Annotated in this window: 13 protein-coding genes; 7 read left to right on the forward strand and 6 right to left on the reverse strand. The window is 61.4% G+C overall.

Annotated features, from left to right (window positions below; all coding sequences use genetic code 11):
- The first annotated feature begins 2 nt into the window (after positions 1-2).
- The 3 genes from glnD to ACJ8HA_RS18995 all read left to right on the forward strand — a co-directional run bounded on the left by glnD (position 3) and on the right by ACJ8HA_RS18995 (position 4052).
- Entirely contained in the window at positions 3-2666 is a 2664-nt protein-coding gene (glnD, locus tag ACJ8HA_RS18985; RefSeq protein ID WP_043139899.1) for a bifunctional uridylyltransferase/uridylyl-removing protein GlnD, read from the forward strand.
- Positions 2667-2708: 42 nt separating this feature from the next.
- Positions 2709-3533 (forward strand): 2,3,4,5-tetrahydropyridine-2,6-dicarboxylate N-succinyltransferase, encoded by an 825-nt coding sequence (gene dapD, locus ACJ8HA_RS18990; protein WP_025304039.1) that lies wholly within the window; start codon positions 2709-2711, stop codon positions 3531-3533.
- A gap of 129 nt (positions 3534-3662) precedes the next feature.
- A complete protein-coding gene (locus ACJ8HA_RS18995) occupies positions 3663-4052 on the forward strand; it encodes a DUF3461 family protein (RefSeq protein WP_004931929.1) in 390 nt (129 codons plus the stop codon).
- A 57-nt stretch (positions 4053-4109) separates the two neighbouring features.
- Here ACJ8HA_RS18995 and ACJ8HA_RS19000 read toward each other — a convergent pair whose 3' ends face one another.
- The 5 genes from ACJ8HA_RS19000 to ACJ8HA_RS19020 form a co-directional block, all read right to left on the reverse strand.
- A complete protein-coding gene (locus ACJ8HA_RS19000; RefSeq protein ID WP_033644870.1) occupies positions 4110-4562 on the reverse strand; it encodes a flavodoxin in 453 nt (150 codons plus the stop codon).
- A gap of 33 nt (positions 4563-4595) precedes the next feature.
- Complete coding sequence (gene truC / locus ACJ8HA_RS19005) at positions 4596-5366, reverse strand: tRNA pseudouridine(65) synthase TruC (RefSeq protein WP_089196548.1); 771 nt, start codon at positions 5364-5366, stop codon at positions 4596-4598.
- A 60-nt stretch (positions 5367-5426) separates the two neighbouring features.
- Positions 5427-7775 carry a penicillin-binding protein 1C gene (gene pbpC / locus ACJ8HA_RS19010; RefSeq protein WP_442515444.1) on the reverse strand — a complete coding sequence of 783 codons (2349 nt, stop codon included), beginning with the start codon at positions 7773-7775 and terminating at the stop codon, positions 5427-5429.
- Between the two features lie 49 nt (positions 7776-7824).
- Positions 7825-13800, reverse strand: a complete 5976-nt coding sequence (locus ACJ8HA_RS19015; RefSeq protein ID WP_442515445.1) for an alpha-2-macroglobulin family protein — start codon at positions 13798-13800, stop codon at positions 7825-7827.
- Between the two features lie 146 nt (positions 13801-13946).
- Positions 13947-14273: a YqcC family protein gene (locus ACJ8HA_RS19020; RefSeq protein WP_025304043.1), complete on the reverse strand. Its 327-nt coding sequence runs from the start codon at positions 14271-14273 to the stop codon at positions 13947-13949.
- Positions 14274-14454: 181 nt separating this feature from the next.
- Here ACJ8HA_RS19020 and ACJ8HA_RS19025 point away from each other — a divergent pair, with 181 nt between their 5' ends.
- The gene (locus ACJ8HA_RS19025) at positions 14455-15693 is read left to right on the forward strand and encodes an MFS transporter (protein ID WP_127146780.1); all 1239 of its coding nucleotides are present in this window, start codon (positions 14455-14457) and stop codon (positions 15691-15693) included.
- Positions 15694-16302: 609 nt separating this feature from the next.
- Here the strand turns inward: ACJ8HA_RS19025 and syd are convergent.
- Positions 16303-16851 carry a SecY-interacting protein gene (gene syd, locus ACJ8HA_RS19030; protein WP_049207286.1) on the reverse strand — a complete coding sequence of 183 codons (549 nt, stop codon included), beginning with the start codon at positions 16849-16851 and terminating at the stop codon, positions 16303-16305.
- A 63-nt stretch (positions 16852-16914) separates the two neighbouring features.
- Between syd and queF the strand changes: the two genes are divergently transcribed.
- From queF to xni, 3 genes are all read left to right on the forward strand, one after another.
- A complete protein-coding gene (gene queF, locus ACJ8HA_RS19035) occupies positions 16915-17760 on the forward strand; it encodes an NADPH-dependent 7-cyano-7-deazaguanine reductase QueF (RefSeq protein WP_142591632.1) in 846 nt (281 codons plus the stop codon).
- A gap of 192 nt (positions 17761-17952) precedes the next feature.
- On the forward strand, positions 17953-19317 hold the full coding sequence (gene ppnN, locus ACJ8HA_RS19040; protein WP_019455737.1) for a nucleotide 5'-monophosphate nucleosidase PpnN: 1365 nt from the start codon (positions 17953-17955) through the stop codon (positions 19315-19317).
- A gap of 54 nt (positions 19318-19371) precedes the next feature.
- Positions 19372-20130 (forward strand): flap endonuclease Xni, encoded by a 759-nt coding sequence (gene xni, locus ACJ8HA_RS19045; RefSeq protein ID WP_015378904.1) that lies wholly within the window; start codon positions 19372-19374, stop codon positions 20128-20130.
- Positions 20131-20144: the final 14 nt, after the last annotated feature.

Raw genomic sequence — 20144 nt, forward strand, 5'->3', positions numbered from 1 at the left:
CTATGTCTGACAATCTTCTTCAACAGGCGGCCCCGGCCGTGCCGATGCCACCCGTCTCTCCCAGCGCCTACGGCGACGACGACCTCACCTGCCTGGTGCTGAAACAGCGGCTGGAGCAGTTTCAGCTGTGGCTGGCGGCGGCGTTCGACGCCGGCTCCAGCGCCGAAAGCCTAGTGGCGGCGCGCAGCGACTTCATCGATCGCCTGCTGCGCCGGCTGTGGACCTTCTACGGCTTCGAAGATATCCCGGAAACCGCACTGGTGGCGGTCGGCGGCTACGGCCGCGGCGAGCTGCATCCGCTGTCGGACATCGACGTATTAGTGCTCAGCCAGCGCCGGCTGACGGAACAGCAGTCGCAGCGGGTCGGCGAATTCATCACCCTGCTGTGGGATCTCAAGCTGGAGGTGGGCCACAGCGTGCGCACCCTGGAAGAGTGTCTGCTGGAAGGGCTGGCGGATCTGACCGTGGCCACCAACCTGATCGAATCGCGCATGATCTGCGGCGACGTCGCGCTGTTCCTGCAGATGCAAAAACACATCTTCAGCGACGGCTTTTGGCCTTCGCCGCAGTTTTTCCACGCCAAGATCAACGAGCAGCAGGAACGCCACCAGCGCTACCATGGCACCAGCTATAACCTGGAACCGGATATCAAAAGCAGCCCCGGCGGCCTGCGCGATATCCACACGCTGCTGTGGGTGGCGCGCCGCCACTTCGGTGCCACCTCGCTGGACGAAATGGTCGGTTTCGGTTTCCTCACCCAGGCCGAGCGCAACGAACTGAACGAATGTCAGAGCTTCCTGTGGCGCATCCGCTTTGCGCTGCATCTGGTGCTGCCGCGTTACGACAACCGTCTGCTGTTCGATCGTCAGCTCAACGTGGCGCAGCTGCTGCGCTATGAAGGTGAAGGCAACGAGCCGGTCGAGCGCATGATGAAAGACTTCTACCGCATGACGCGGCGCGTCAGCGAGCTGAACCACATGCTGCTGCAGCTGTTCGACGAGGCCATCCTGGCGTTGGACGCCACCGAGAAACCGCGTCCGCTGAACGACGATTTCCAGCTGCGCGGCGATCTGATCGATCTGCGTGACGAAACGCTGTTCATCCGCGAGCCGCAAGCCATCATGCGCATGTTCTACCTGATGGTGCGCAACCGCGAGATCAAAGGCATTTACTCCACCACCGTGCGTCAGCTGCGCCACGCGCGCCGTCACCTGAAACAGCCGCTGTGCACCATCCCGGAAGCGCGCGATCTGTTTATGGCCATCCTGCGCCACCCCGGCGCGGTGTCGCGCGCGCTGGTGCCGATGCACCGTCACAGTGTGCTGTGGGCTTATATGCCGCAGTGGGGCAAGATCGTCGGGCAGATGCAGTTCGATCTGTTCCACGCCTATACCGTCGACGAGCACACTATCCGGGTGCTGCAGAAGCTGGAGAGCTTCGCCGATGCGCAAACCCGGCCGCGCCATCCGCTGTGCGTGGAGCTGTATCCGCGCCTGCCGCACCCGGAACTGCTGCTGCTGGCGGCCTTGTTCCACGATATCGCCAAAGGGCGCGGCGGCGATCACTCGATCCTCGGCGCGGAGGACGTGGTCGAGTTCGCCGAGCTGCACGGTCTCAACTCGCGAGAAACCCAACTGGTGGCCTGGCTGGTGCGCTGCCACCTGCTGATGTCGGTCACCGCGCAGCGCCGCGATATCCAGGATCCGACGGTGATCCAGCAGTTCAGCAGCGAAGTGCAGAGCGAAACTCGCCTGCGCTACCTGGTATGCCTGACGGTGGCGGATATCTGCGCCACCAACGAAACCCTGTGGAACAGCTGGAAGCAGAGCCTGTTGCGCGAGCTGTATTTCGCCACCGAGAAACAGCTGCGCCGCGGCATGCAAAACAGCCCGGATCTGCGCGAACGCGTGCGCCACCATCGGCTGCAGGCGCTGGCGCTGCTGCGCATGGACAACATCGACGAAGAGGCGCTGCACCGCATCTGGAGCCGCTGCCGCGCCGACTATTTCCTGCGCCACTCGCCGAATCAGCTGGCCTGGCACGCCCGCCATCTGCTTGCCCACGATTCCACCCAGCCGCTGGTGCTGGTCAGCCGCCAGGCGACGCGCGGCGGCACCGAGATCTTCATCTGGAGCCCGGATCGTCCTTATCTGTTCGCCGCCGTCGCCGGGGAGATGGATCGCCGCAACCTGAGCGTGCACGACGCACAGATCTTCACTAACCGCGACGGTATGGCGATGGACACCTTTATCGTGCTGGAACCGGACGGCAGCCCGCTGGCGCAGGATCGCCACGCGGCGATCCGTCAGGCGCTGCTACAGGCCATCACCCAACGAGAGTATCAGCCGCCGCGTGTGCGCCGCCCCTCTTCCAAGCTGCGCCACTTCAGCGTGCCGACCGAGGTCACCTTCCTGCCGACCCACACCGATCGCCGCAGCTACCTGGAGCTGACGGCGCTCGACCAACCCGGCCTGCTGGCGCGGGTGGGCGAAGTGTTCGCCGACCTGGGGCTGTCGCTGCACGGCGCGCGCATTTCCACCATCGGCGAGCGGGTCGAGGATTTGTTTATTCTGGCCGACGGCGAGCGGCGCGCGCTCGACCAAGAAACGCGCAGAAAGTTGGAGCAACGGTTGACAGAGGCCCTCACCCCGAACGATAAAATGTGATACAAGTAACTTTTTACCGACAACATCAGGAAAGAGAACAGCATGCAGCAATTACAGAACGTTATTGAAAGCGCCTTCGAACGCCGTGCGGACATCACCCCGGTGAACGTAGACACCGTAACGCGCGAAGCGGTAAACCAGGTGATCGGCCTGTTGGACAGCGGCGCCCTGCGCGTTGCCGAGAAGATCGACGGTCAATGGGTCACCCATCAGTGGCTGAAGAAAGCCGTGCTGCTCTCTTTCCGCATCAACGACAATAAGGTAATGGACGGCGCGGAAACCCGCTACTACGACAAAGTGCCGATGAAATTCGCCGACTACGACGAAGCGCGCTTCCAGAAGGAAGGTTTCCGCGTCGTGCCGCCGGCTACCGTGCGCCAGGGCGCGTTCATCGCTCGCAACACCGTGCTGATGCCGTCTTACGTTAACATCGGCGCCTACGTCGACGAAGGCACCATGGTCGACACCTGGGCCACCGTCGGTTCTTGCGCGCAGATCGGCAAGAACGTTCACCTGTCCGGCGGCGTCGGCATCGGCGGCGTGCTGGAGCCGCTGCAGGCCAACCCGACCATCATCGAAGACAACTGCTTCATCGGCGCGCGCTCCGAAGTGGTGGAAGGCGTGATCGTGGAAGAAGGCTCGGTGATTTCGATGGGCGTCTACCTCGGCCAGAGCACCCGCATCTATGACCGCGAGACCGGCGAAATCCATTACGGCCGCGTGCCGGCGGGTTCGGTGGTGGTTTCCGGTAACCTGCCCTCGAAAGACGGTTCTTACAGCCTGTACTGCGCGGTGATCGTCAAGAAAGTCGACGCCAAAACGCGCGGTAAAGTCGGCATTAATGAGTTATTGCGTACTATCGACTAAATTGAAATAGCGGGTGATTCACCCGCTATTTTTTTGTCTGCGTTTCGCTGGCAGTCACAGTCGCAGATCTCGCTTTCCGCCATAATCGCAGTCGTGGAATATAACGATCACATCTAAAGAGGGCGCAGTATGTACGATAACTTGAAGAGTTTGGGCATCAATCAACCGGAAGACGTCGATCGCTATAGCCTGCGTCAAGAGGCCAACAACGACATCCTCAAGATCTATTTCCGCAAGGACAAGGGCGAGTTCTTCGCCAAGAGCGTGAAGTTCAAGTATCCGCGCCAGCGTAAAACCGTGGTGGCGGACAACGCCGGCCAGGGCTACAAGGAAATTCACGAGATCAACCCGAACCTGCGTTACGTGATCGACGAACTGGATCAGCTGTGCCAGCGCGATCAGGTGGAAGTGGATCTTAAGCGTAAAATCCTCGACGACCTGCGCCATCTCGAGGGCGTGGTGTCGCACAAGATTGCCGAGATCGAAGCCGATCTGGAAAAACTCACCCGCGGCAAGTAATGCGGATCGGTTGACCCGCATCATCGTTAAGGCGCCCTTTTACGGCGCCTTTTTACGTTATGACTGCAGCAGCGTGCCCCACTGCTCGACCCACGGGCAGGCGGCCACTTCCGGCTCCGGCTGTTCCATCGCATCGATTTCCAGCACTTCACCAACGCGGGTGGCGCCCTGCTCTTGCAGCAACGCATCAAACGTGCGCCCCGCGCCACAGAAGTGGTCATAGCTGCTGTCGCCGAGGGCAATCAGCCCGTAGCGCAGTTCCGGCTGATAGCCAACCTGATCGCGAATGGCGTGGAACAGCGGCGCGATGCTGTCCGGCAAATCGCCCTGCCCGGTAGTGGAGGTGATCACCAGCGCGTAATGCTGACGATAAAACTGCCAGGCCTCCAGCGTGCCCTCTTCGAACAGTTTGACCTCATGGCCCTGCTCGCTGAGGATGTTTTGCGCCTCTTCCGCCACCAACAGCGAATTGCCGTAGACCGTTCCCACGAAGATACCAACCTGAGCCATGGCTCCAACTCCCTTCATTACCTTTAAAAATTGTCAGCTATCCTGACCGTTAGCCGAGCTAAACTCAACCCCGGCAAGTTCAGGGAATACCCCCGCCCAGCCGAACTGCGCCATCACCCCTTGCCAGTCTTCGTCCCAGCGCGCCGTCACCTGCAGCGGCTCGCCGCTCACCGGGTGCGTCAGCTGCAGATGGCTGGCGTGCAGCATCAGGCGCGGGCAGCCGAAATGCTGCGCCATCCCACGGTTCTGCCGCAAATCGCCGTGCTTGCTGTCACCGATGATCGGATGGCGAAGATGCGCCATGTGGCGCCGCAATTGGTGCTTGCGGCCGGTTTCCGGCTGCAGTTCCACCAGACTGTAACGCGCGCTGTCGTAGCGGCCGACGGCCACCGGCATCTCTACCTGCACCAACGGCCGGTAGTGCGTAACGGCCGGCTGCGGCCCCTTGTCGGCATCGGCATGTTTATCGGCGATTTTGTCCAGCTCCGCCGTCAGCGGGTAGTCGAGGGTCGCCCCCTCCTGCACGTAACCGCGCACCACCGCATGGTAGGTTTTCTGCACCTGATGCTGCTCGAACTGCTGCGACAGCAGGCGCGCCACCTCGCTGGAAAGCGCCATCAGCAGCACGCCGGAGGTCGGGCGATCGAGACGGTGCACGGTAAAGACGTGCTGCCCGAGCTGATCGCGCACCGTTTGCATCATAAAACGTGTTTCATGACGATCCAGCCAACTGCGGTGTACCAACCAGCCCGACGGTTTGTTCACCGCCACCAGGTGTTCATCCTGATACAAAATCTCAATCACATCGCTTTCCCAGGTCAATAGCCGTTTCGGGCGCGAGTATAACAGGCGTGCGGCTCAGCGCTAGTTTACCCATTCGATGGTCACCAGGCGCGTATCGGCGCGGCCGCGATCGTCCACCGCCCGAATGCGATAACGCCCGTTGTTGATCGGCCGCCAGTCGATCGGCTTTTTGCTGGCGCTGCTACCGAGATAGATATCGTCGACAAACCAGTACACCGTCTTGCTGTCGGCATCCGTCACCGCATTGAAGGCGATTTTGTCCCGCCCCTGCTGCGACTGGCGCAGGGTATAGGTGGTATTTTTCAGCGGCGAAGTGATGCGCGGCGCGTTGCCGCCGACGGCGATGCCGTTATCCTTGCAGCGGTTAACCGGCGGCGTCCGTTTCGGCAGCCCGGCCTGGGCGAACACGTTGGCCAAATCGGAAGGCCAGAATTCAAAGATTTCGGTACGAGTCTGCGCCGCGTCATACGGCGGGCAAACGACCTCGCCGCTGTGAATATCCAGCACCACAGGCCGATAGACGCTGTCCACCTTGATCGGCGACTTGCCGGGAATGAACCAGGTCTTGCCCTTTTGCTGGCACCACGGCGTCGGCAGATCGCCGCTGGCGAGACAAATCTCCACCCGCCGCAGCCGTTGGGGGAACGGATGTTTCGGTTCCCGCAGGCCAGGGTAGCTGGCGTTGACGCTGTCGATGATATTGAAAAACAGCGGCGCGGCCGCCTCGGCGCCGACCAACGCATTGTTGCCGCGCCCGTCGAAGTTGCCTTCCCACACCACCAGCACGTAAGGGCCGAAAATTCCGACGCTCCAGGCGTCGCGAAAGCCCCATGAAGTCCCGGTCTTCCAATACACCGGCAGCGAAGAAGAACGCTGTGCCAGCGTATCGCCCGGCCGCCGGTGCTGGCGCAGCATATCCAGCGTGATGAAACTGGCCTCCTCACTCAGCAGCCGCACCGGCGTCGATTCGGCCTCGTTCAATCGCATGCGAAGCGGCCGCAGCTCGCCGCGGTTCGCCAGCAGCGCATACAGCTTCGCCAATTCCTGCGCCGTCACCTCACCGCCGCCCAATACCAGCGACAGCCCGTAGTGGCTCTCATTGGCCATATTGGCGACGCCGGTCAGGCGTAAGAACTGATAAAAAGTCGGCTGGCGCAGCTGCGAGGCGACATATACCGCCGGGATGTTACGGCTGAAGTTCAGCGCGTCGGTGGCGGTCACCGGACCGAGAAAGCGCCGGTCGAAGTTTTCCGGCGCATAGGCGCCGAACGACGAAGGCACGTCTTTCAGGATAGTCATCGGATGCAACACGCCTTGCTCCATGCCCAGCGCGTAGATGAACGGCTTCAGCGTCGAGCCCGGCGAACGTTTGGCGTTGGTGCCGTTCACCTGCCCCTGGATCGGCCGATTGTAATAGTCCGCCGATCCTACCAGCGCGCGCACCCCCATATCGCGGCTGTCCACCAGCAGCACCGCGGCGTTTTGAATGCCGCGGCTGCGGTTGCGGGCGATAAAGGCGTTAACCTGCCGCTCGACCAGCCGCTGCAACCCGGCGTCCAGCGTCGTGTCTACGCGGGTATCGCGCTGCACCAGTTGCTGCGTCTGCAGGCGTAGCTGTTCGATAAAGTGCGGCGCAATATAAGGCACTTGTTCAGGCTGCCGCAGCGCCAGCGGCAGGCGGAACAGCGTTTGCTGGCTGGCGTCGATCGGGTAAACCTGCTGCCAGCGCTGGAACAGACGGTTGCGCGCCTGCGTCAATGCGGCACCGAGCACGCCGGTTTTTGGCTCCAGACGGTAGCTGGGCGACTGCGGCAGCACCGCCAGCGTCAGCGCCTCCGGCAGGGTCAACGCCTTCGGCGACTTGGCGAAGTAGATCAGGCTGGCGGCGCCGATGCTTTCAATGTTGCGACCGTAGGGCGCGTAATTCAAATAGGCTTCCAGGATATCGCGCTTGGAGTAGCTCAGTTCCAGCTGCACCGCGCGCAGCACCTGCAGCAGCTTGCCGCCCGGCGTGCGGGTATTGAGATGCCAGCGCATCCGCGCCAGCTGCATGCTGATGGTCGATCCGCCCTGCATTTTGCCGCCGGCGACATAGCTGCGCCAGAAGCCGCGCATCAGGCTGACGGGGTTAAAGCCGGGGTTATAGTAGAACCAACGATCCTCGTGCAGCAGCAGCCCGCGCACCGCCAGCGGGGACACCTGCTCCAGCGGGGTCCACAGCCGGTAGCGATCGTCGTTGGCCAGCGTGATGCGCAGCAGCGCGCCGTGCCTGTCATAATAAACGGAAGACTGCGGCAGCCCCTGCCACAGGGGCGGATGCGGCCACAGCCGAATCGCGGCCAGCAGCAGCGCCAGTAAAAACACCGCCATCAAGCCGTTTTGCAGCACGCGCCCGGTCAGGATCTTCATACGTTCTCAACATATCGGCGCCAGACGCTGGCCTGGCGCCGGATACGGCCTAGTCGTTGCCCGCCGGCACCACCACCAGCTTACCGCCGCCGGCCGACATGGCCTGCACTTCACGGTCGTACATGGCTTCGCCGTAGGCCGGTGGAACAATAAAGCTGCCGGTATTGGTGGCCTTGATCTGATAGACGAACTCCTGCACCTCGGTGCCGGCGCTGCCGTAGATAATCACCCGATCCTCACGGATATCGCTGTAATCCGGCGCCCAGGTGGAGCCGGTGGCGGCCAGCGGCGACTGCCAGCCGCCGCGATCGTCGCTCTCCTCGCCGGTATCGGCCGGTTCCGGCGGCGTCTGCTGCACCACTTCGAACCCGCCCGGCAGCAGATCGACGATCGCCAGGTTGCTCTGCCCCTCTTTCGAGTTGGCGCGCACCTTCAGATGGACATTGATCTTCTGCCCCAGCGTCACCTGCGTCACCGCTTTGCCTTGCTCGTCGGTGTAATCGCGGACAATCTCAATGCCGCGCGACAGCGCTTTTTGCGGCGCATTCAGATCGTAACCGGCCTGCGTCACCACATACCAGGCCGGCGCATTGCCGCCGTTGGTGAAGCGCACGGCGGTGGCATCGGCGTTGAACTGCCCCTGAACGAACAGCCCCTGCAGCTCACTGATGCGCTGCGGTTCGCCGCCGCTTTTGCCCACCTGCACGATGCCTAACGCGTCCGCATTGGCGGATTGCGCCGCCGCCACAGTCGAATAGCTTTCCAGCGCCAGGATGCTCATTGCAGAGGAGTACGTGGTGTAACGCTCTTCTTTCAGCGCCTTGACCATGTTCTCCAGCACCTGCGGCGGAATCGACGCCACCTTCTCAGGGAAGTGACGGGTAATCAAATACAGCCGCGTCGCATCCTGCACCAGCGGATCGAAATAGTTCTGCGTCCACCAGGCGCTGTCATACGCCTTGCTCAGTTGCTGCCAGCTCGGTTGCAGCAACGCGGCGGCTTCGTCGTCCATCTTCAACAGGCGATAGGAAGAGGCCAGATACAGCGCACTCAGGTCGGTTTTCCAGCCCTCGCCATAGCGTTTTTGCAGCGTATCCTGCACCGCCGCCAGCGAGTTGGTGGTCACTTCGCCCTGCAGCGTCAGCAGGTAAACCGCCCAGCTGCGCAGGCGCAGCAGATACAGATCGTCGAAACCGCTGGCCGCCAGCTCGCGCAACGCGCCGTTGGCTTCATCCAGCATGCCTTCCGGCAGGGCGTAGCCCGCCGCTTTGGCTTCGAGCAGATACTGCACCACATAAGGCGTGACGAAAGGATCGGCATCCGGCGATGAACGCCAGGCGCCGATCGCCCCGCTGTCGTTCTGGCGGGCGCGCAGCACGCCAAGCAGATTGCGCAGCTGCTTGCTGACTTCCGCCTGGCTCAGGCTGCTTTTCATCTCTGGGTGGCGGCTTTGCAGCATCAGCGGAATGGAACGGCTGACAATCTGCTCGGAACAGTAATACGGATAATCCGCCAGGTATTGCGCCAGCCCATTGGTCAGCACCAGCGGTGAATTCGACACCGCAGCCCGGCGCTGCGCGAAAGCATCGAACATCTGGCGCAGGCCATCGACGTTCTGGCTGCTGCCACTCATGCGCCCCATCACCGACTGGGTGCGGTACGGCGCCGCCGGCCGCACCGAGGTGCTGACGGTGCGGCGGCTGGCCTGGTCGCCGTAACGGGCGTCGAACACCAGCGGCGCATCGCCCAAAACGGCTTTGGCGCGCAGGCGGAAAGCGATCACGCCCTCGCGTTTTTCCGCCAGCGTCAGGCTTTGCGTCGCGTTGCCCACCACCTCCAACTGCGGCGGCGGCGTCAGCAGGACGTTGATGGCTGCCGACTGGCCGTTCAGCCCTTCGAGGTTGTTGCTGATGCCCACGCTGACGTCGAACTCATCGCCCGGCGCCACCATCGCCGGCACGTTCGGCGTCATGATGAAGCTGTCACGCACCGTGGCGGCGGTTTGCGCCTTGCCGATTTTCTCCGGCGTCACCGAAATCGCCATGACGCGGATCTTGCCGTTGAAGTAGTCCGGCACCGGGTAGACGAACTGCTTCTCGCCGCTGACTTCGGTAATGCCGGACCAGTAGGCCACCGGCTTGTCACGCTTGCGTTTGAACGGGTTGAGGTTGAGATCCAACCCTTCGCCCGCATCGCCGCCCGGCGCCGCGGTCAGCGCCATCAGCTTGCTGAACTCCGGCAGGATCAGATCGAGGATCTGCGAGCTGCTCACGTTCAGTTCGCGCTTGCTGAAGAAGAACTCCAGCGGATCCTTCAGGCGGTAACGCGCCACCTGCAGAATGCCCTCATCGACGGCGAACAGCGCCACCTGCTGCGGCGCATCGGTCTTGACCGTCATCGTCAGGTTTTCACCCGGCTTGATGACCGCCGGCGCCGTCACCTCGAGGCTGTTTTGGCGCGCCTTGGTGCTGATCTTGAACGGCATCACGCCGTAGCTCAGCGGGCTCATGAAGATCTCGCTGGAGTTGATGTCGCGCACGAACTGCACGTTGATGTAGCCGTTGCCCTCCATGCCGGCCGGCACGCGGATCGTCTGCACCGAGCTCGTGGTATCGCTGTGGAACCACTGCCAGGCGTAAACCTTGTCCTTCTCGATGGTGATCAAACCGCTGCCGGTATAGGGCGCGTTAATCGCCACCTCGATCTCCTCGCCCGGCTGGTATTCCGCCTGGTTCAGTTTCAGCTTCAGTTCGGCGTTGCGATCCAGCGAACGGCTCAGGTTGGCGTTGCCGGCCACGCTGTAGGCGACGCGGTTGAGCGTCTTGCCCTGCGCATCTTCAATCACCAGCACAAAGTCGCCCGGCTTATCAGTCGTCAGCCGCAGATCCGCGCCCTGCTCGCTCAGCGCCAGCGGCTGTTCCGACAGCTGCACTTCCTTCATCTTCGACTGGTATTTGTAAACGCCCGAATCCTGTTTGGTCAGCACCGAAATGTATTTCTGTTCGATCAGCACCTGCTTCAGATTCGGCATGGCGATCTGTTTCAGGGCCGGATCGATGGCGATCACATTCAGATGCCGCTCCGCGTCGCGATTGATGTAGCCCAGATCGCCGTCGGCCTTCACCCCAATCAGATAATCGTAAGGCGAAACCAGCGTACGGGCGGTAGCCGCCACCGAACGCCCGCCGCCGGCGACGAACGCCTCCGACAACAGCTGCAGCTGATAGGTCGCGTCGGCGTAGGATTTCAGATCGAGCGGAATATCGGCCGCGCCATGCTCATCGGTGGTGCGATCTTCCAGCTCGGTTTCGAACCCGTCGCTGTTTTGCCGGTTTTCGTAGAACGCATAATCCGGGAAGCGATCGAAGCTCGGATACATCGGCCGCAGCGTCATCCTGGTGGTCACGCGGCGATCTTGCGCCGGGGTGCCGAACAGGTTCTGCACGTCGATGCTGGCCTTCAGCTCAGACGGTTTTACCCAGCCTTGCTGGCGGTCCGGCGTCAACGCCAGCTTCACTTTCAGCTGATCCGGTTCGAACTCCTTCACATTGACCGCGGTATGGCCGAGCAGCGTGGAGGTATCGTTGTTTTTGCCGATCAGATACAGATAGACGTTCCACTCGCCGGTCGGTGAGTTTTCATCGGTGGTATAGCTCAGCTCGTTGAAACCGCTGGCGCCCAGCGTCAGCGGTACGGTGGACATCAGCTTGTCGCGCGGATCGCGAATTTCGGCACGCACCGGCACGCCGGCCAGGCCAACGCCCCAGTCGGCGGCGCGGGTGATCAGGCCAATATTGAAAGTATCCCCCGGCCGATAAACGCCGCGATCGGAGAATAGATAACTGCTGAGGGTGCGCGGATCGGTCGGCGTTTGTTCACCGGCGACGTCGAAGCGCGAGAAGTCCAGCCCGCGATCGTTATAGCTACCGGTCGGCAGGAAGGAGACATCCCCTTCCTTTTCCACCAGAAACATCACCGGCTGGCGCTCGTTGGTGTATACATCGAGCGCCGGGAAACGCACGTGGCCGTCGGCACCGGTGGTTTGGCTGAGCAGCGTCACGCCGTTTTTGGCCACTACCGACACGGTGGCGCCGCTGACCGGTGCGCCGCTTTGGATCGACTGCACAAAGACATCGCGCGTCTTATCCTGCGAGCTCTTGGCGACGATGCCCAGATCGGTCACCACCACAAAGCGCGAATCGCCGACGTCGGGCTGCTCTTCCCCTTCGCTTTCATCTTGTTCCTGATCCTGCTCGGCGCCCGCCTCTTCCGCCGCCGGTTTTCGGTTCGGCTGCCATTCGGACAGCGTCAGCAGGAATACCCCGCGATGGGAGCTGGCGTTGGTGGAAAGATAACGGGAGAGATCGATGCCCTGATAGTTCACTTCCCCCGGCCGCTCGTTGTTGAGCGCCGTTTGGTATTTGAAATGCTCGGTGAAATATTCGTCGTTGAGACGGTTGAATTCCGTGGACGAGTAGTCCCGACTTTTGAAGGAGACGATGTGCTGCAGCTGGCTCGGGATCACCCGTTTGATGTCCAGCCGCAGGCCCGCCACGTTACGCGCCGCCACGCTGATCTGCTTGTCGCCGTTAACCGACAGCAGCGAGCCCTGCGACATGAACTGCAGCGATTTCGGGAACTCCGGCACTTCGACCACCCGATAAACCTTCTTCGGCATCTTGTAACCGCCGACAGAGACCAGCTGGTTGTCTATCTCGAGCAACACAAAGCGGTGCGCCGGAGCGTCGAAACGGAAGCTGAACTGCGGTTGATAGGCCTCTTCCGCCTCGTTAAGCGTCAACGGCAGTGGCGTCGCCTGCGCCAGCACGTTTTTGCCGACGCTGTCGACCGTCCATTGATAGAAGTCTTCGGCATCGTTGGCAGCCTCGGCATCGCTCGGATCGTGCTGCGGCAGCAGCCAGGCTTTGGTGGCCCGCACCAACTCTTTATCCTTCACCGCATCGCTGAAACCGACCACCAGCGCACGCTGCCCTTGGCCGCCGTCGGTGTCCACGACCTGAGCGCTGGCGTCACTCAGCGCCAGGCTGTAGAGGGTGGGTACCTTGACCCAGTTGCTTTTCGCCTCTTCGACAGCGTTGCCGGCCGCCGTCGATTTAACGCCCTTACCGACGGTCAGATGCACCGCGCCGCCCTGATCCAGCGCCTGAAGCGGCTCGGAATGCACCCAGGCGTTCAGTTTTTTCTCGTCATAGACCAGAGAGAAGTTCAGCTTTTTCTCGGAGGACGTGCTGCCTTCCTTCAATCCCAGCGAAATCTGTTTTTCAAAGCTGGCGACGTCGACCGGCGCGTTGAACTGCAGATTGAAAATCGCGCTGCGTTTCTGCGCATTCTGTGGATCGCGGTAATACTCGGCCTGCCCCAGACGGTAATCGAACGCGGGCACGGTGAAGGCATAGCGGGTTTTGGCGAGCTTGACCTGCGGCGCCAGCAAGGTGGCGGGCTCCAGGGCCACCTCATATTTCGCTCCCATCGGCAGCGGTTTTTTCGGCGAGAACACCAGCGTTGATTCATTGCTCCACGCCCACTGCCCTTCCGCCGTCGGTTTGAGGGTGATACCGGCGCTCACGGTTTTACCCACCACGGCGATCGGCGCGACCGAGCCGCTGAAGGTCAGGCTCACCGTTTGCGGCGCCTGCCGGGCGGCGGCGTAATCTATCGGCTCGGGGTTGGCCACCTCGGCGCTGATCTCCTGAACCACCAACGGCGCCGGCTCGATGGGCTGGGGCCGATTTTGCCACCAGTGCCAACCGTAAAACGCGCCGCCCGCGGCCCCCGCCAGCAGCAGCAGGCCCAGACCGATCGCTTTCGGGTGTTTATCCACGCCGCTTTCGAGCCGCAAAAAACCGCGCGGCAGCGCAGCCCACCAGGCCGGCGCGCGCCAGCTGAGGTTGCCGACCAGCGGTCTCAGCAACCGTCCCAACAGCGACAACGCCCCACCCAGCAGGCGACAAACGCCCTTAACCAGGGTAAAAGGCAAACGCAGGATAAACCTTAATAAATCCATTATTGCAGCACCTCATCATCCTAATGCAGCCCCCGGTCAACCGCCGCGGTTCAACCGAGCCGAAAGACACCGTCGGCTCTCCTGCCCGGCATCCGCGCGAGTACTCTACACTGCCGGGCGGCAAAAATCTGCGCGCCGCCGGTGAATTACGGCTCTTTGTTTAACATCAAATCCAGCTGTTGCAGCAGCACCAGCAGCGGCAGGCTGCTCGGCTCGCGATCTTTCAACGCCTCTTCGAAATAAGGCGTGATAGCAAAGCGCGTCGGCAGCGGCGCTTGGGCATCCAGCAGCGCATACATGCGCGGCAGAAACACCCACTGCAGCCAGGCTTCGGCCGACATGCTGTCGATACAGAACGGTTCGGTGCTGGAAAAAGCCTCATGCTCAGGCGGCGCGGCCTGCCACAGCGCCAGATCGCGCATGGATTGTTCAATCGCCTGCAAACTGCGGCGCACCTGGTTATGTATACTCATCTGCATTCCCGATCTCTTTTCATTATGGTGGTATTCAGCTCGCTGGCTGAAAGGCGGCAAAGCATAGCATTTTTATAGCCCAAATTTGGCGCGCCCGAGACCGGCTGCCGTTTTTATCTGGTGGCGATCGCCGCCACGCGGCACAATAGGCCCACCGAATACACCACACAGATAAAGATTCATGTCCGTAATAACAGAGAAAAAAAACCACGCGACGCCCGGTAAAGCCATGCTGGCCTCGGTCACCGGTTACGCCATGGACGGGTTTGACCTGCTGATCCTCGGCTTTATGCTGCCGGCCATCAGCATCGAATTAGGATTAACCTCATCGGCCGCCGGTTCGCTGGTCACCTGGACGCTGATCGGCGCGGTGCTGGGCGGCGTGATCTTCGGCCACCTCAGCGATCGTTTCGGCCGAATCCGGGTGCTGACCATCACCATTCTGATGTTTTCCCTGTTCACCGGCCTGTGCGCCGTGGCGCAAGGGTATTGGGATCTGCTGGCCTATCGCACCCTGGCGGGCATCGGGCTGGGCGGCGAATTCGGCATCGGCATGGCGCTGATCGCCGAAGCCTGGCCGGCGGAGAAGCGCAACCGCGCTTCGGCTTACGTCGGCATGGGCTGGCAATTGGGCGTGCTGGCAGCCGCCTTCCTGACGCCGCTGCTGCTGGAACACATCGGCTGGCGCGGTATGTTCCTGGTCGGTCTGCTGCCGGCGCTGGCGTCATTCCTGATCCGCCGCACGCTGGGCGAGCCGGAGGCGTTCGTGCGGCAGAAAGACGCCGGGCAGCCGCTCTCCTTCCTGCAGCGTTTGCGCCTGCTGTTTAAGGATCGCGCTACCAGCAAGGCCAGCATCGGCATCTTCATTCTCTGTTCGGTGCAAAACTTCGGTTACTACGGGCTGATGATCTGGATGCCGACTTACCTGGCGAAAAACTTCGGCTTCTCACTCACCAAGTCCGGCCTGTGGACGGCGGTAACGGTGGTCGGCATGACGTTCGGTATCTGGCTGTTTGGCGTGCTGGCCGATCGCTTCGCCCGCTGGAAGATTTTCGTGTTGTATCAGGTAGGCGCGGTAGTGATGGTGATCGGCTACGCCCAATTGAGCGATCCGATGCTGATGCTGTTCGCCGGCGCCGTGATGGGCATGTTCGTCAACGGCATGATCGGCGGCTACGGCGCATTGATTTCCGATACCTACCCGGTACAGGCGCGCGCCACCGCGCAAAACATCCTGTTCAATCTGGGGCGCGGCGTCGGCGGCCTGGGGCCATTGGTGATCGGTGCGCTGGTGACGCAGGTGTCATTTACCGCCGCCATCAGCCTGCTGGCGGCGATTTACCTGCTGGATATCTACGCCACGCTGTTCCTGCTGCCGAAAAAACAGGGCGCAGGCGATACGCTGGGCGCGATTGGTTAACGCTGACGATGGATTAAGCAGAGGAGCACGCACGGCGGGAGAGAACAAAAAGTTGGGGGCACTGCGTTAACAGTGCCCCCGGTTCGTTTTATAGCTATCCCGCTACACAGTGTGCTCCCTGCTCAATCCTTGAAAACTTTTCCTGCGGCCATCCTGACCAAGTGATCCTTGCATCATCCTGCAGCATCGTCCTGACGCGGTTCCTCAGCCTTCCTGACCCGCCGACAGTCCTGTGCCGGCTCTCAATCTCCGTCCTGGAGGTGTCCCTGGTTTCTATCCTGAAACATCCTGGGCATCTCCTGACGCCATCCTTCGCTCTTGCCTGAGCGCATCCCTTTCTTCTTCCTGAAGCTGCATCATCCTGATGCTTTCCTGCTCCGCCGGTTCCGTTCCGGTAAAGATAAGATCGCTTAAATTCCCCGGAATCACAAGGGTTTGGGAGGTGTCTCACACTAAATTAAGACTAAGAGTTATCCTAAAGAAATTCTAACCAATTGATCTGGATAACAATAATCTCATAGGCTAGATAAAGGTGGGAAAAATTAAGAGCGATATCTCACAGCCCGTGTGAGAGATCTCTCACACGGGCGACGGCGAATCCGCCGCGCTTCAGTCCAGCATAGGGCGCAGCGCATCGAGGAAATTCCCGAGCGTCGCCGCCAACAAGGTGCGCTTATCGCTGCCGAACTGCTCCAGTACCACGTTGCCGCTGACGTTGCACAGCGACACCATCGTCATCTCGGATTCGGTGGTCGCCAGGAAGAGGGTCGGCGACAATTTGAGGCGCTTTTGCGTCACTAAATGGCCGATGAGGTTTTCCTGCAGGCGGATAAAATCCTCTTCGCTCCAGACCTGCAGCAGGCTCAGGCGATGCTCGCCGAACTGCGCGCTCATGTCGCCGGCGTATTGCTGCGTGTAGAAGCGATGCGCATCCGGCTGCAAACGCAGCTCCAGCGCGGTCTCTACCTTTTCCAGCGTCGCCGCCGGTTCGAAAGGCTGCGGCAACCACAGCACGTCGTCCTCGCGATTCTCCACGATGCAGGGCGACGGCACGCCGTACAGCGCCTCGCTGGCCGGCGCGTGGCCGCGCTCTTGCTGCCACAACTCGACATAGCGTTGAGTGAATTCACGCAGGGCGTGCGATACATCATGGTCCATATTCTTTCTCGCATACGTTAAACTGACGGCCATTGTACCTATCTCTGACCGAGGTGACAGCAGATGTCCTCATATCAAGACCACCAGGCCCTGTCGGGGCTGACGCTGGGCAAACCCACCGCCTACCGCGATCGCTACGACGCCACGCTGCTGCAGGCGGTGCCGCGCAGCATGAACCGCGAGCCGCTGGGGCTGTATCCCGACAACCTGCCCTTCCACGGCGCGGACATCTGGACGCTGTACGAACTCTCCTGGCTGAACGCCAACGGGCTGCCGCAGGTGGCGGTCGGCGAGATCAGCCTCAATGCCGACAGCCTGAACCTGATCGAATCGAAAAGCTTCAAGCTGTATCTCAACAGCTTCAACCAAACGCCGTTCGCCGATGGGGAAACGGTGCGCAGCACCCTGCAACGCGATCTGTCCGCCTGCGCCCAGGGCGAAGTCAGCGTCACCCTGTTCAGCGTCGAGCAGTTGGAAGGCACGCCGATCGCCCGTCTGGCCGGCAACTGCATCGACCAGCAGGATATCCGCATCGACAATTATGAGTTCAACGCCGACTACCTGTTAAACGCCGCCGGTGAAGAGGTAGTGGAAGAGCAATTGGTCAGCCACCTGCTGAAGTCCAACTGCCTGATCACCCATCAACCGGACTGGGGCTCGGTGCAGATAAGCTATCGCGGCGCCAAGATCGATCGCGAAGCGCTCCTGCGCTACCTGGTCTCCTTCCGCCACCACAACGAATTCCACGAACAGTGCGTCGAGCGCATCTTCAATGATTTGATGCGCTACTGCCGGCCGCAGAGCCTGACGGTTTACGCTCGCTACACCCGTCGCGGCGGGCTGGACATCAACCCGTGGCGCAGCAACGTCGCGTTCACTCCCGAGCACGGCCGCCTGGCGCGCCAATAAGTGCGAAACATTGCTCAACAACTGAGCTAACGAGCGGTTTGTGTTGGTAAAAGCGCAGGGACGGCGGTAAGGTTAAAACGAGGCTGCAGCCGGGCAGAACGCCCGTTGCACCGCAGCACGCCAACCATAACGAGATGCTGTTTTGCTGCGTATGGATTACTACCGCCCCGCACCGGGTGCAAAGGAGTTACCTTGATTACACACATCAGCCCGCTTGGCTCTATGGATTTATTGTCGCAGCTGGAAGTAGACATGCTGAAACGCACTGCCAGCAGCGACCTGTACCGCCTGTTCCGCAACTGTTCGCTGGCCGTGTTGAACTCCGGCAGCCAAACCGACAACAGCAAACAGCTGCTGTCGCGCTATGAAACCTTCGATATCAACGTGCTGCGCCGCGAGCGTGGCGTGAAACTGGAGCTGGTCAACCCGCCGGAAGAAGCGTTCGTCGACGGCCGCATCATCCGTTCATTGCAGGCCAACCTGTTCGCCGTGTTGCGCGACATCCTGTTCGTGCACGGCCAAATCGCCAGCGCCGGCCGTTTCCAGCATCTGAACCTGGAAAACTCGGCCCACATCACCAACCTGGTGTTCTCGATCCTGCGCAATGCACGCACGCTGCATCTGGATGAAGATCCCAACATGGTGGTGTGCTGGGGCGGCCACTCGATCAACGAGAACGAATACCTGTACGCGCGCAAGGTCGGCAGCCAGCTGGGCCTGCGCGAGTTGAACATCTGCACCGGCTGCGGGCCGGGCGCCATGGAAGCGCCGATGAAAGGCGCGGCGGTCGGTCACGCGCAGCAGCGTTACCGCAACAGCCGCTTCATCGGCATGACCGAACCGTCGATCATCGCCGCCGAGCCGCCTAACCCGCTGGTGAACGAGCTGGTGATCATGCCGGACATCGAAAAACGCCTGGAAGCCTTCGTGCGCATCGCGCACGGCATCATCATCTTCCCGGGCGGCGTCGGCACCGCCGAAGAGCTGCTGTACCTGCTGGGTATCCTGATGAACCCGGAGAACAGCGAACAGGTGCTGCCGCTGATCCTGACCGGGCCAAAAGAGAGCGCCGATTACTTCCGCGTGCTGGACGAGTTCATTATGAACACGCTGGGCGACGCGGCGCGCCGTCACTACACCATCATCATCGACGATCCGGCGGAAGTCGCGCGGCAGATGAAAAAAGCCATGCCGCTGGTGAAGGAAAACCGCCGCAACACCGGCGACGCCTACAGCTTTAACTGGTCGATCCGCATCGCGCCGGATCTGCAGCTGCCGTTCGAGCCGACCCACGAGAACATGGCGAACCTCAATCTGTATCCGAACCAGCCGCCGGAGCAATTGGCCGCCGCGCTGCGCCGCGCCTTCTCCGGCATCGTGGCCGGTAACGTGAAGGAAAACGGCATCCACGCCATTGAACAGTTCGGCCCGTACAAGCTGCACGGCGAACCGCAGATGATGAAGCAGATGGACAGCCTGCTGCAGGGCTTTGTCGCCCAGCACCGCATGAAGCTGCCGGGCAGCGCCTATGTGCCCTGCTACGAAATCGTCGCCTGATCCTCAATCCTGGGCGGCGTAACGGCCGCCCTGTTTTTTCTGACCTTGCCGCCCATGATGATACACCTACTGATTGTCGACGCCCTGAACCTCATCCGCCGCATTCACGCCGTACAGGGCTCTCCTTGCGTCAACGCCTGCCGCCACGCGCTGCAGCAGCTTCTCCAGCACAGCCGCCCGACCCACGCGGTAGCGGTATTCGACGAGGACGATCGCAGCGATAGCTGGCGTCACCAAATTCTGCCGGACTACAAGGCCGGGCGTTCGCCGATGCCGGAAAACCTGCAGCAGGAGATGCCGCAGTTGCGTGAGGCCTTCGCCGAACTGGGCGTCGCCAGCTGGCATTCACCCGGCAACGAGGCAGACGATCTGGCGGCCACGCTGGCGGCGAAGGTCGCCGGCGGCGGCCACCAGGTGACCATCGTCTCCACCGACAAAGGCTATTGCCAGCTGCTGGCGCCGAACGTACAGATCCGCGATTACTTCCAGAAACGCTGGTTGGATATGCCTTTCGTGCAGCAGGAATTCGGCGTGCAGCCGCAGCAACTGCCGGACTACTGGGGGTTAGCGGGGATCGGCAGCAGCAAGATCCCCGGCGTGGCCGGCATCGGGCCGAAAACCGCCGTGCTGCTGTTGCAGCAGTCGGGCAGTCTGGACGGGATCTATCAGCACCTGGAGCAGGTGCCGGAGAAATGGCGCGGCAAGCTGGAGCAGCACCGCGAGCTGGCCTACGTCAGCAAACAAGTCGCCACGCTGCGCACCGATCTGTCGCTGGACGGCAACCTGCAGCAGCTGCGACTGCCGATACAATAAGGGCGCTGCAAGCA

The sequence above is a fragment of the Serratia sp. CY33802 genome, from assembly GCF_052169095.1.
In the GTDB taxonomy this organism is placed as follows: Bacteria; Pseudomonadota; Gammaproteobacteria; order Enterobacterales; family Enterobacteriaceae; genus Serratia; species Serratia bockelmannii.